Raw genomic sequence first — 12,853 nt, 5'->3', positions numbered from 1 at the left:
TTCTTAGATCGGAATAGCAGGCAATAAAAAAGCTTAGCGCGGGGGACGCTAAGCTTGGTTGTTAATCATGTTCTGAAGCATGTATAGGCTGGTGGAATTAGCCGACTTGAGAAAAGCTCACTACTTTGCTTTGTAGCTTCTCTTTCAGGTAATTAGTCACGGCTTGCTGCTCTGACTCGCTCATGTAAAGGCCTAGCTTGGTTCTGCGCCACAAGATGTCTTCGTCAGTCATCGCCATTTCTTCATTGATCAAGTAATCAATTTCAACTTGATAAACGCCATGGGCTTCGCTTGAGAATTGGGTGCCAAGGTCAGCTTCGCTTGTTGCCCCTTCCAATAGTTTCCACGTGTAAGTACCGAATTGAGTCACGTAGCGAAGCAATAATGCTTCAGATGCCCAAGGGTATTTAGTGTGGATCATCTTCGCAAGTTGCTCTCTGCTGCAACTAAAGTTACCACCTGGAAGCGTGTTGTTGGCTGTCCAAGGTGCACCCATGTTGGTTAGGTGTGGCTCAAGCTTCTTAAGTGCTGCTTCGCCTAGCTTACGGTAAGTGGTTAGTTTGCCGCCGAAGATTGAAAGCAGTGGTGCTTGATCCAGTTCCGCGTCCAATTCCAACGTGTAGTCACGAGTGATCGCTTGTGGTGAATCAGATTCATCGTCACAAAGCGGTCTTACACCACTGTATGTCCAAACCACGTCTTCACGACCAAGTTGTTTAACAAAGTGTTGGTTAACAATATCAATCAAGTAATCTACTTCAACATCATCAATTGCGACGTTACGTGGGTCGCCTTTGTATTCAAGGTCGGTGGTGCCGATGATCGAGAACTTATCTAGGTAAGGGATCATGAATACGATGCGATTGTCTTTGTTTTGCAGAATGTACGCTTGTGGTTCGTCATGAATGCGTGGCACAACAATGTGTGAGCCTTTGATTAGACGAATATTACGAGGTGAAGCCTGCTCTAATCCATCATCAAAGAATTGCTTAACCCAAGGGCCTGCTGCATTAACCAGCGCTTTTGCTTTACGTTCAAAACGTTGGTTTGTCATGACATCGAGGATCGTTACATGCCAAACACCACCTTCACGGTGCGCTTTTTCAACACGGCAGTAGTTACGTACTTCTGCGTTGTTCTCTTTTGCCGCCAGCACGTTGAGCAATACCATGCGCGCGTCATCTACCCAGCAATCTGAGTATTCGAAACCTGTCTTCATCTCTGGCTTCAGTAAACCTGATTTAGCCAAGTTCACCGTTTTACTTCCAGGAAGCGTAGTACGTTTACCCAAGTTATCGTAAAGGAATAGGCCACAGCGAATCATCCAAGCTGGGCGTAAAAATGGTCGATGAGGTAAACGGAAACGCATTGGCTGAGCAACGTGAGGCGCTTTTCTTAACAAGACTTCACGTTCAGCGAGTGCTTCCGAAACCAAACGAAATTCGTAATGTTCAAGGTAGCGTAGGCCACCGTGGATAAGCTTTGAGCTAGCAGAAGACGTCGCAGACGCGAAATCATTTGCTTCGTATAAGCCAACGTTTAGACCACGACCTGCTGCATCTGCCGCGATGCCTGCACCATTGATGCCGCCGCCAATCACGATCAAGTCTAAAGTGGAAGATGTACTGTTGTTTGAATTATTTTGTTGAGCACTCATGGTTTTGACCTCTTCTGAGCGAACGAGCATTTTAGAACATAATTGAATCCTATATGAACTTTCGTTTGCGGTCATTTATTATTTTCGTTTATGCGCGTTTTATGTGATTTGGGCATAAAAAAACCTCTGCTTATGAAAGCAGAGGTTCAAATAAGTCTAATTCGAGCATAGAAGCGACAGTGGTAGTGAGCAAGTTTTACTTTTTTAACTTTTCTATAAAGAATCGTGATTCATTTAAGAAAGTGGCTCAGCGAGCACTTATGTCGAGTTATTCGCTCAAAGGACGAGCGGTATCGATCACTTCTAATGGTATTGCTGAATCTTTAAGGATGTTGAGAATCTCTTCCGGCGGCTGTTTATTGGTAAAGACCATGTGCGCTTGAGAGATATTACCGAGCTTAACCATCGCGTTACGGCCAAACTTAGTGTGGTCGACGGCTAAGAAGATGCTGCGACTGTTTTCGATGATCGCTTGTTTTACGCGAACTTCGTGGTAATCAAAGTCGAGCAGTGAGCCATCAAAGTCGATGCCACTGATGCCCAAGATACCGAAATCAAGGCGGAACTGCTTCACGAAATCGAGTGTCGCTTCACCAACAATGCCGCCGTCACGGTTTCTTACTTCGCCGCCGGCCAAGATAACCTTTATCTCAGGATTCGGCAGAAGGATGCTGGCAACATTGATGTTGTTGGTCACGACTCTTAATTGCTTGTGGTTCTTGTTGAGTGCACGGGCAACGGATTCTGGTGTGGTGCCGATATCAACGAACAGGGTAGCGCCATCTGGGATGTGCTTAACCAGTTCATCGGCGATCACGTCTTTTTCGTTGAAGTTAAGCGCTTTACGCGTGTTGTAAGAGGTGTTTTCTGAACTTAAAGGAATGGTTGCACCACCATGATAGCGACGAATTTTGTTGCTATCAGCGAGTTCGTTTAGGTCGCGTCTGATGGTTTGAGGGCTTACATCAAACTTCTCTACTAGCTCTTCGGTACTCACATATCCTTGTGTTTTAACCAGGTCGACGATCTGCTGGTGTCTTGGTATTTGCTTCACTTTACTTACCACTCCCTGCGCGCTGCTGTGTTTTAGCGCACTTAATTCTAAATATCACCTCGCGCTATTGTGCTCGAATTGATACTCAGAGAGAAGTAATGATGGTGAGGAATCGTGTCTAAACCGCAAAAACGAAGCGCAAAATGTAGAAACAGCCCCTGAAACGCAAAAAAGAGCACAAGATTGTGCTCTTTTGGGTTTCGTTTACTGAGATTCGAACAACCGATTTAGTTAGGTACGGTTGTTCGTGTCTTAGTTCTAGTCTTGGTCTTGTGACTAGTCTTCACCTTCGTCTTCGTTATGAAGTTCAGACCAAACTTGTGCACACTTGATAGCGCGTTTCCAACCTTTGTAACGGCGGTTACGCTTCTCTTCATCGTGATGTGGCATAAACGTACGGTTTAGCACAGCCTTATCTTGAAGCTCATCAATGCTGCCCCAGAAACCGACCGCTAGACCAGCAAGGTAAGCGGCACCCAATGCCGTTACTTCCGTTACTTCAGGACGGTGAACTTCAGTATCAAGCACGTCTGATTGGAATTGCATTAGGAAGTTGTTCGCTACCGCGCCGCCATCAACACGTAGGGTTGCTAGTTTAATGCCAGAGTCCGCTTGCATTGCGTCTAATACGTCGCGAGTTTGGTAAGCAATGCCTTCCAGAGTCGCACGAATGATGTGGTTCGAGTTAACACCACGAGTAAGGCCAACAATCGTACCACGAGCGTAAGCGTCCCAGTATGGTGCACCTAGGCCAGTAAAGGCAGGAACAACATACACGCCGTTTGAAGAATCAACTTTCGTTGCAAAGTACTCAGAGTCTTCTGCGCCAGCCAGTAGCTTCATTTCATCTCGTAGCCATTGGATTGATGCGCCGCCCATGAATACCGCACCTTCAAGTGCGTAAGCTGGTTCGCCGTTAGGACCACATGCCAGCGTGGTTAGTAGGCCGTTTTTCGACGTTACTTTCTCTTGGCCGGTGTTCATTAGAAGGAAACAACCTGTACCGTAAGTGTTCTTAGCTTGACCCGCTTTTACACACATTTGGCCATAAAGTGCGGCTTGTTGGTCGCCTGCAATACCTGCGATTGGAATACGAGTACCGCCTTTACCACCAAGGTTCGTTTGGCCGTAAACTTCAGATGAGCGTTTAACTTCAGGCATCATTACTGCCGGAATACCCATCTCATCAAGTAGTTTTTGATCCCAACATAGGTCGTTGATGTTGAATAACATAGTACGTGACGCGTTAGTGTAATCCGTAACGTGTACACGTCCTTGAGTCATTTTCCAAACTAACCAAGTATCAACCGTACCGAACAACAGTTTGCCTGCTTCAGCGTCTTCACGAGCGCCTTCAACGTTGTCTAGAATCCATTTAACTTTGGTACCTGAGAAATACGGGTCAAGGACTAAGCCTGTATTGTCACGTACGTAGTCTTCTAGGCCACGTGCTTTAAGGTCTTCACAGATGTCTGCTGTACGGCGACACTGCCATACGATTGCGTTGTATACCGGCTTGCCAGTTTCTTTGTTCCAAACGATAGTTGTTTCACGTTGGTTGGTAATACCAATACCCGCTAGCTCGTCGCTGCGAATGCCTGCTTTCGCTAGGGCTTCAACCAATGTAGAACTTTGAGTTGCCCAGATTTCCATTGGATCGTGTTCAACCCAACCCGCTTTAGGGTAAATCTGAGTGAATTCTCTTTGAGAAGAGCTAACGATGTTTGCATCGTGATCGAGGATTACAGCGCGAGAACTTGTCGTGCCTTGGTCTAGGGCAACAATGTATTTTTGCTCGGTCATGGTAAGAATCCTTTTTGTCTCGTTATTTATATTTTAGTAAATGTAAGGTCGCTTAGGTATTAAGCTTGAGCTTGTTCAGCTTCTTGTTCTGTTTCACATTGGTTTGGAATTGTGCAGCCTTGGCCTTCAACGGGTAGGTAAGCACCGATAACTCGTGGGTACAACCAGCCACCAAAACATGCACCAGCAATTGGAGCAAGGATTGGTACGATGAAGTAAGGAATATCACGAGCACCTGTTAGTGCGAAATCCCAACCTGCAAAGTAAGCGAACAGTTTTGGTCCGAAATCACGAGCAGGGTTCATTGCGAAACCAGTCAGTGGACCTAAAGAACCACCAATAACCGCGATCAGTACACCAATTAGTAGAGGGTTCATTGCGCCGCGTGATGCGCCGTTGTTCTCATCACCTAACGCTAAGATAGCGAACATCAAAACAGCAGTAATCACAAATTCCACAGCAAAAGCGCCAAAGAAAGAAAGTGAAGCATGTGGGTATGTTGAGAAAATACCGGCTGTTGATAGTGCATCTTGGCTGCTACGTACGAAGTTGTGTGCAATTTCGTAGTCAGTAAATAGGTTGCTGTACAGGCTGTAAACTAATGCCGCAGAGCAGAATGCGCCAAGTAGCTGAGAAATGATGTAAGGCACAACTTTCGCTTTATCAAAACCGTGGAACATTGCCAAGGCAATAGTCACAGCAGGGTTGATATGAGCGCCAGAAACGCCAGCAGTACAGTAAATTGCGATGGCTACGCCGAAGCCCCAAATAATGCTGACTTCCCATTGTCCGAATGTTGCACCTGTTAATACCAGTGCTGCCACACAGCCAACGCCAAAGAATATGAGCAGGCCTGTACCGATAAATTCGGCTAGGCATTGCCCAAATAAAGAAGGGTGTTTGTTTGTTGTCATGTTTGAGTCCTTGTTAGTTTTTGCTTATCTAGCACGTGCATTGTGCATATATTTGCGAACTCGAAAACAAACGAACATTAAAGGTGAGCGTTTGAGCATAAATTTGTTAATTAAAGTCACTTGAAATGTTAATCCGAACACTTTTGTTCGAAAAAGAAGCTCGCATGAACGTCATTGCTCGAATTGATATGTTTCGAGGTCGCTAAAACTACCTGTATGTAAGTGAATGCACAACTGGTACGAGGAGTGTTCTGTTGGGATTTGTGATGCTACTTCGTGGGTGGTGGATTATTAAACTTAAATTTTGTGGACTTTGTAACGTTCTCAATATGTTAGAAAAGCGTTAACAAACAAGGCGGTATTGTAGAAATGAATAAACTACCAGACCCCCGATGGAGTTTGGTAGTTTTAATTTTAGTAAGTTCATGGCTTGAACTTGTCGTAGTTGATTAGCAGCAAGTTATAATGAATTGTCTACGCTCGATTTTAGAGACTCTAGTTATTGAATGATGTTTGACATTGAACGAACCAAATACAGATGTTCAGGTTCGGCCTAAATTCGAGTTTCTCTCGCAATCGATACGATGCTTCTATTACCCGATTTGTTGTTTCCAGAGTCTGGCATAAAGCCCTTCTTTCTCAATCAGCTCATCGTGAGTTCCGCTTTCACAGACTTGGCCCTTGTCAAGAACAAGAATGTTATCCGCATGACGAATGGTGTTAAGGCGGTGTGCGATGCTAATTACGGTTCGTCCTTGGCAGATCTCTTCCATATTGCTCATGATGGCCGCTTCAGAGTTATAGTCGAGTGCTGACGTTGCTTCATCAAGCAGTAAAATCCTAGGGTTAACGAGCAGGGCTCTTGCTAACGCAATACGTTGACGCTGGCCGCCAGATAGAGAGCCCCCTTTTTCCCCAACGGGCTGATTAAACCCGTGAGGCAGCCCTTCAATGAATTCCAAAGCACCAGCAAGCTGCGCAGCATTGCGTATTTCCTCATCAGTAGCTTGAGGCTGACTTAGGCGGATGTTCTCTGCAACGCTCCCAGAAAAAAGAATACTTTCTTGTAATACCACACTCATGTTGCGACGTAGCGAAATTGGGTCGGCTATCGCGAGATCCATACCGTCTACCAATACTTGACCATGTTGAGGGACATACAAACGCTGCAATAGCCGGGTGATGGTACTTTTTCCTGAGCCTGATGGCCCAGTGATGCCGATAAACTGGCCCGGTTTTATTTCTAACGATAGGTTGGCCAAGACTTCGGGAGAGTCTTCGTGATAACGAAAGCGAATGTTACTAAATTCGATGCCTCCATTGAGTTCAGGAACAGAAGCTAACCCTTGTTTACCATTTTCTCTTGGTTCATCAAGAATATCGCCCACTCGCTTTAGTGCAATAAGAGTATGTTGGAAGTCTTGCCTGATTTGCGCAAGTCGAAGTACCGGCTGAGTCACGTGGCCGGCCAACATATTGAAGGCCACCAATTGTCCGGGTGTGAGCTCACCGTTAAGTACTTCGCTGACTCCCCACCACAGGAGCAGTGCCGCAGTCAGTTTCTGTATTAGCCCGATGCCTTGCCCTGCAATGAGTCCTGATTTTTGAGCATCAAAGCTACGGTTTAGTTGTTGGCTGAGGATATGTTGCCATTGATGTAAAAATCGATGTTCAGTCGCTGTGGTTTTAATGGTTTCAATGCCTGTTACTGCTTCCGTAAGAAAGGTCGTGGCATCGGCATCCGATTCGTATTCTGATTCCACTTTTTTTCTTATGATTGGACCAGCGATAAGCCAAAGTAAGAAATAGATAAAAAGTGAGCCGATTACTAGCCAAGTCAGAGTCTTGGCATAATGGAACATAACAACAAGAAAGACGGTAACAAAAATGAGATCGAGCAATAACATCAGCGTCGAACCGGTCAAAAACTGACGAATTTGCGCCATTTCACGAACTCGAGCAATGATTTGTCCTGTCTGACGCTGCTTGAAGTAATTGAGGGGGAGGCCAACTAAATGGCGATAAAGGCGTCCTGATAGCTCTGCATTTACTTGACTTGCGAGGTGGCCAAATACGGTATTGCGCAAGTAACTGTATGCTGGCTCTGCAATGGCAAGAGCAAGCATCGCTATGGCGAGCACATGTAAACTGGACAAGCTGCGACCGACTAGCACTTTGTCGATGACATTTTCAAACAACATCGGGCTGACGAGTGCGAATATTTGAAGGGCAATAGCATAAAAAAACACATCTCGCATTTGGCTCTTTTGACGCCAAATAGAGGGGGCAAACCAGCTAAGGCCAAATTTCACTTCTTTGCTACTTAGTCTTTCATCCGCGACCAACATTACCTTGTACGTTGATGAGTGACTATTCGAACTAAGCTCACTCTGTTGCTCCAATTGAGTGGCTGGGTCATATAAAAGAGAGGAACCATCCGCTGATTTTATGAGCACTTTCCAACTATTGTCGATTTCAATTAAAACGGGCAGTGGAAGGGTATCTAGCTCGTTTGGCTTTACTTTTGTTACTTGACTTTTCAGGCCAATATAATCTGCAGCTTCCCTTATTTCCAAGTCATTTAAATTGGAATGATTGACGCCTAAAGCATGCTTGAGCTGTGTCTTGGTCGACTTTTTGTGGAAATAGTTACCCGCATAAACGACGGCGTCGATTCCGCCATTATCTTGTGTGATAGAAGCGTCCTGATTGATAGAAGTATCTTGAGCGGTAGAAACGCTATTTCCCGTTGTTGATAAGGTCATATCCATACTTATCTCTCTCTTAGCGATTCTGCTTGGTATTCACGTATTGGGCTCAGCAGATAGTCGATAACACGACGTTTATCTGTTTTTATTTCCGCAACGACGGACATGCCTGGTGTCAACTCAATACTTTTACCGTTGATTAAGATGTTGTTATTCTTAAGCTTAACTTGGGCAGGGAAAATGAGCCCCAAGCGTTCGTCTGTAGTAGAATCACGAGAAATACTCAATAGCTCAGCTTCGATAGTACCGTAACGAGTGTATGGAAACGCATCTACTTTTACTGTCACTGACTGTCCTGGGTAAACAAAACCTACGTCTTTATTGAGAATTTGTATTTCTGCCTGCTGTACTGCATTTTCAGGGACAATAATCATTAAATTTTGTGCTGGTTGAAGTACTGCTCCTAGCGTGTAAATACTGAGTTGCTGAACCGTACCATCGACAGGAGAACGGATGATTTCTAACTGTTCACGCTCACGAACTTTAGACAACTCCTGAGCTAAACCCCCAAGTTGCAATTTCGCTTGTTTTCTTTTTTCGAGCCATTCTCTGTGTTTTTGTGCTTTAAACCCCGTCAGCCTTTCTTCAAGACTATGGTATTGCGACTTTAGAACCTCTAATTCAGCTCGTTGTTGCGACACTTGGCGCTTAACTTCCAGTAGCTCTTTTTCTTGCTCTAGATACTCTACGTGTCCAATGACTTTTATTTGATTCAACGTTTTTCGTGCCGCGAGTCTCTGACTAATGTTTTCGGTTAACTGAATTAATGCGTTGATGTCACTTTGACGAGCCGCTTGGGATGTTTTGTTGACCTGCATTTCTGCTTTGATACTTGCAAGGGTCGACTCATATTCACGTTTCTCACTCAAGAAGTTTTCATTGATCAACGCTTGTTGTTCGAGTGGTAAGGCCGAAAATAATAGGTCCTCAGACAGTGGTAGGCCACTATTCAAAGATTGGTATCGAATTAGGTCATTAGTCTGAAATTCAGATTGAGTGATTAAACGGGTAATGTCTTGATTGATGCCTAAGGTATCAAGAGTAAGAAGCGGGGCGCCTTTTGTCACTCGTTGCCCATCTTTTACGTGAATAGAGAGAACCCGGCTTTGTTCATAAGATTGAATCACTTGTGAGCGGCCAGAGACAACGAAACGCCCGGTAGCTGTCGCTTGTATATCTAATTTTCCCCAATACGCCCAAATTAATACGGCAATGACTCCCAAGCTGAGAGTGATGGCCGTTATTCGAGCAAATGGTGACGGAGGACGTTGTGATAAGGCGAGGTGCGCAGGTAGAAATTCGTAATGTTTCTCAGTCGTTTGGTTTATTTTAAATTTGGCCAAGAATCGCTTGATGACACTTTTCATGCGTTTGAATCCTCTTGCTTGAGCTCTTGCTGAAGTTGCCATAATTGTTTGTACTGTTTGCCCAATGTGATTAACTGTTGGTGGCTACCTTGCTCGACGATATTACCTTGGTGTAGAACGATAATTCGGTCGCAATCTCGTACGGTGGATAACCGGTGAGCGATAGTGATGACCGTACGACCCTTCGCGATATTTGCCATATTGGATTGAATCAACGCTTGTGATTCGTCATCCAGTGCACTCGTGGCTTCATCCAGGATCATAATTTTGGGGTCTGAAAGTAGGGTTCGCGCAATCGCCAGGCGTTGTCTCTGCCCGCCAGAAAGGGACTGCCCACCTTCGGCTAAGATCGTGTCATAACCGATTGGGAGCTTCATGATAAATTCGTGAGCTCCAGAAAGTTTCGCCGCTTCGATAACCTCTTCTAAGCTAGCTTCAGGTTTCGATTGGGCAATATTTTCACAAACACTTTTGTTAAATAGGTAGTTTTCTTGCAGAACTATGCCGATTTGTTGGCGCAGTTGCTGGATGCCAATTTGATTCAGTGGTGTGTTATCAACCGTTATTAACCCTTTTTCTGGGCTGTAGAGTCGTAGCAGTAATCGAGCTAGAGTACTTTTCCCTGAACCTGATGTTCCCACAACGCCTAATGTTTCACCTGCTTGGATATCTAGCGACAAGTTGTTCAGGGTCGGTGGGATATCTGGTTGGTAACGAAATAGGATATTTTTGAACGAAATCGCGCCTTGTAATGCAATCGTGTCGTTCCCTGTGTGCTGCTCCACAGGTAAATTGAGCATGTCTCCCAATTTTTCTAGTGCCACGCGCGTTTGAATAAATTGTCCCCATAACTCAACCATGCGTGATAAAGGTTGGGCTATATGGTTTGTCATCATATTAAAAGCGATCAGTTGGCCGATAGTCATCTCCAATGACAGTACTTCTGTTGCCCCTAACCACAGAACTCCAACACTTGTTACTTTCTGGATGAGTTGAACGACATGGTTGGATCGGTTGTTGAGTTGCTGAACCACGTACCCAGTAGAGACCATTTTTTCCGTTTGATCGTCCCAACGGCGAACAAAGCGAGGCTCTACGGCTAAGCTTTTTAGAGTTTCACTGCCAGCCACTGTCTCTGTGAGAAAAGAGGTATTTGCAGCGGCGTGCGTAAATTGCTCTTCTACCGCCGCTTGCATTCGAGGTGTAAGCCACCAAGCGAGAAATACATAAAGAGGGATGGTTGCAACAAATAGCCACGTGAGAGGAGGTGAAAGCAAACTCATTACGTAGAGAAAGACAAACATGAACAAGAACTCGACCGTTAAAGTAAACATCGAGCCTGTTAAGAATTCTCGTACTGTATCAAGCTCACGCACGCGAGTTACGATGGCTCCTACTTGGCGTGTTTTGAAGAACATCAAAGGAAGGCCAAACAAGTGCTTTACTAACTTAAGTCCTAATTGAATATCAATTCTATTGGCTGTGTGCGCATATTGATATTCGCGTAAGCCGCGAAGTATAACCTCTACAATGCCAGTGATCACAAGCCCTATCACAAGCACATCAAGGGTTGACCAAGCTTGATGTACAAGCACTTTATCCATCACAACCTGAAAAAATAGCGGTGAGATTAAGGCGAGTATTTGCAATACAAAAGAAAACAAAAAAATTTCCCCGAGTATTCTTTTGTGTTGCAAAAACTCAGGAATGAACCAGGCGATATTAAAACGTGATTGAGGTTGTTTTATTTCAATCCAACTTTTATTCCATATCGAGTTGATTTTATCATAGGGAATAACTTCAGGAGATTCTTTATTAGGGTTTTGTATTAAACAAGATCCTTTATTAGTTTTAGCTAAAATAAATGGTAACCCTTGAGCATCAAATAGAATAACAGGTGTTGTTATATTGTTAATTTTTTTTGTTTTTGAACGATTAATTACAACATTAACTTTGTTGTTTATTTGTATTTTCTTTAATTCATCGTTGAAGTTGTTTGATTCTTCAGTTGTATTTTTTGTATTCGTTATGTCTTTTTTTACGCCTAAAATACTTAAGTACAGGTTTATACACTTCAGGGTTAGAACTTCATTCTGTGTCATTATTTAAGCTTCATTGCTGATTTTTATGGTGTTTAAAAAAGGGCGGCATAGTATCAGCACCTTAGGAACTCTTCAAATTTATTATTACTAATAAGAAAAATAAAACATGAAATATTTTTCTTGGAAAATACATTGTTTATTTTTTTTATTATGATAATGAGATTTTTCAGTGTTTCAATTAATAGAATATATACTCTAAAACAAAAATAAAAGTAAGTTGATTCAATTTTTTTGAGGTGTAAAATTAATTTATAAAACACCATTAATTCTTATTTGGTGTTTTTCTATTTTAATAATAGTTGTTTCCAAGGCTAATCAAGCCGTTGTATATAATTAATCGGGTTTAATTTATGACAGAAAAGTTTGTTCAAACAGTATCTAGTGTTAATTACAATAAAGGTGTTTTCTCTCTTTATTTCGTAGGTCAAGATCAAAACAATATGGCTAGTGGCGTAATGGCTGAAAATGATGGTGACCTCGAACTTAAACAAGTCGTACATATGCCAGCTTCTGGTTTTATGTATATGGTCTCAATGGTTAAAAATATGCTCGAAGATCCTCGTATGTCGGCAGAATTTGACAAGCTAGTTGCAGCAGGTTTTTTACCTTCAGACGAGCCTAATGTTGATCAGACTGAAGAAGTACAAACAGAAGAAAAACCTGCGCCAAAGAAGAGAGCTTCTAAAGCTAAATAATAGCTGTATTCGGTGATATAGAGCCTATGTCTATTACACATCAATCAGCAAATCTTACCTTAGCTCAAATTAAAAATTTAATTGGTGGGGTGATGTTGTTAAGTCAGCATTCTCCTCTCCACAGCAGATACGTTGTTGCTGAATGGCAGCAGCGCATTATGCCGGCGTTTGAGCTAAACCAGTTTTGCTATTACGAAGATGAACAAGGTCGCCCAATTGCATTTTGTAATTGGGCGTTTTTGTCTGAGCAGAGTCGAGATGCACTGCTATCAGGGGATCGAGAAATCTCTTTATCTGACTGGCGGTCCGGTCAGCATATTTATATTCCAGAGATGATAGCGCCATTCGGGCATGGTCGAGAGGTCGTAAATGACCTTCGACGCCGTGTATTCCTTCCGTGGAAGGGGCAGAAAGTTTGCACTGTCCGCGGCAAGGTCGATGTTCAAAATGATCGCTGTATCAGAAAAGTACAGTGGTTTTCTATTTAACCCAA

Annotated in this window: 8 protein-coding genes and 1 pseudogene; 2 read left to right on the top strand and 7 right to left on the bottom strand. The window is 43.6% G+C overall.

Translation table 11 applies throughout. The features are described 5' to 3' along the window. Positions 1-97: 97 nt before the first annotated feature. From glpD to OCV36_RS23610, 7 genes and pseudogenes are all read right to left on the bottom strand, one after another. The gene (gene glpD, locus OCV36_RS23640; protein ID WP_135454291.1) at positions 98-1,657 is read right to left on the bottom strand and encodes a glycerol-3-phosphate dehydrogenase; all 1,560 of its coding nucleotides are present in this window, start codon (positions 1,655-1,657) and stop codon (positions 98-100) included. 268 nt (positions 1,658-1,925) lie between these two features. After that, positions 1,926-2,711, bottom strand: coding sequence for a DeoR/GlpR family transcriptional regulator (locus OCV36_RS23635; protein ID WP_135454292.1), 786 nt, complete (start codon positions 2,709-2,711; stop codon positions 1,926-1,928). A 276-nt stretch (positions 2,712-2,987) separates the two neighbouring features. Further along, positions 2,988-4,514, bottom strand: coding sequence for a glycerol kinase GlpK (gene glpK, locus OCV36_RS23630; RefSeq protein ID WP_017072631.1), 1,527 nt, complete (start codon positions 4,512-4,514; stop codon positions 2,988-2,990). 59 nt (positions 4,515-4,573) lie between these two features. Further along, positions 4,574-5,428 (bottom strand): MIP/aquaporin family protein, encoded by an 855-nt coding sequence (locus OCV36_RS23625; protein WP_017072630.1) that lies wholly within the window; start codon positions 5,426-5,428, stop codon positions 4,574-4,576. 593 nt (positions 5,429-6,021) lie between these two features. Continuing rightward, positions 6,022-8,112: pseudogene (locus OCV36_RS23620) on the bottom strand (type I secretion system permease/ATPase); the annotation flags it as partial. Between the two features lie 89 nt (positions 8,113-8,201). Next, positions 8,202-9,563, bottom strand: coding sequence for an HlyD family type I secretion periplasmic adaptor subunit (locus OCV36_RS23615; RefSeq protein ID WP_167852997.1), 1,362 nt, complete (start codon positions 9,561-9,563; stop codon positions 8,202-8,204). Next, the gene (locus OCV36_RS23610) at positions 9,560-11,665 is read right to left on the bottom strand and encodes a peptidase domain-containing ABC transporter (RefSeq protein WP_135454296.1); all 2,106 of its coding nucleotides are present in this window, start codon (positions 11,663-11,665) and stop codon (positions 9,560-9,562) included. Before OCV36_RS23610 ends, OCV36_RS23615 begins: the two co-directional genes overlap by 4 nt. Before the next feature lie 350 nt (positions 11,666-12,015). On the opposite strand from OCV36_RS23610, the gene rtxH reads away from it, so the two are divergent. Together rtxH and rtxC are read left to right on the top strand one after the other, a co-directional pair. Further along, entirely contained in the window at positions 12,016-12,360 is a 345-nt protein-coding gene (gene rtxH / locus OCV36_RS23605; protein ID WP_017087586.1) for a protein RtxH, read from the top strand. A 26-nt stretch (positions 12,361-12,386) separates the two neighbouring features. Further along, complete coding sequence (rtxC, locus tag OCV36_RS23600; RefSeq protein WP_102436863.1) at positions 12,387-12,848, top strand: RTX toxin-activating lysine-acyltransferase RtxC; 462 nt, start codon at positions 12,387-12,389, stop codon at positions 12,846-12,848. The last annotated feature ends 5 nt before the right edge of the window (positions 12,849-12,853 follow it).

This window comes from Vibrio echinoideorum, assembly GCF_024347455.1.
Taxonomy (GTDB): domain Bacteria; phylum Pseudomonadota; class Gammaproteobacteria; order Enterobacterales; family Vibrionaceae; genus Vibrio; species Vibrio echinoideorum.
The sequence above is the reverse complement of the archived record's forward strand: the minus strand, read 5'-3'. Positions and strand labels throughout refer to the sequence as shown.

Coding starts and splice junctions, on each gene's coding strand:
- glpK (WP_017072631.1), bottom strand. CDS start 4,514: ATGACCGAGCAAAAATACATTGTTGCCCTAGACCAAGGCACGACAAGT.
- rtxC (WP_102436863.1), top strand. CDS start 12,387: ATGTCTATTACACATCAATCAGCAAATCTTACCTTAGCTCAAATTAAA.
- OCV36_RS23615 (WP_167852997.1), bottom strand. CDS start 9,563: ATGAAAAGTGTCATCAAGCGATTCTTGGCCAAATTTAAAATAAACCAA.
- OCV36_RS23610 (WP_135454296.1), bottom strand. CDS start 11,665: ATGACACAGAATGAAGTTCTAACCCTGAAGTGTATAAACCTGTACTTA.
- rtxH (WP_017087586.1), top strand. CDS start 12,016: ATGACAGAAAAGTTTGTTCAAACAGTATCTAGTGTTAATTACAATAAA.
- glpD (WP_135454291.1), bottom strand. CDS start 1,657: ATGAGTGCTCAACAAAATAATTCAAACAACAGTACATCTTCCACTTTA.
- OCV36_RS23625 (WP_017072630.1), bottom strand. CDS start 5,428: ATGACAACAAACAAACACCCTTCTTTATTTGGGCAATGCCTAGCCGAA.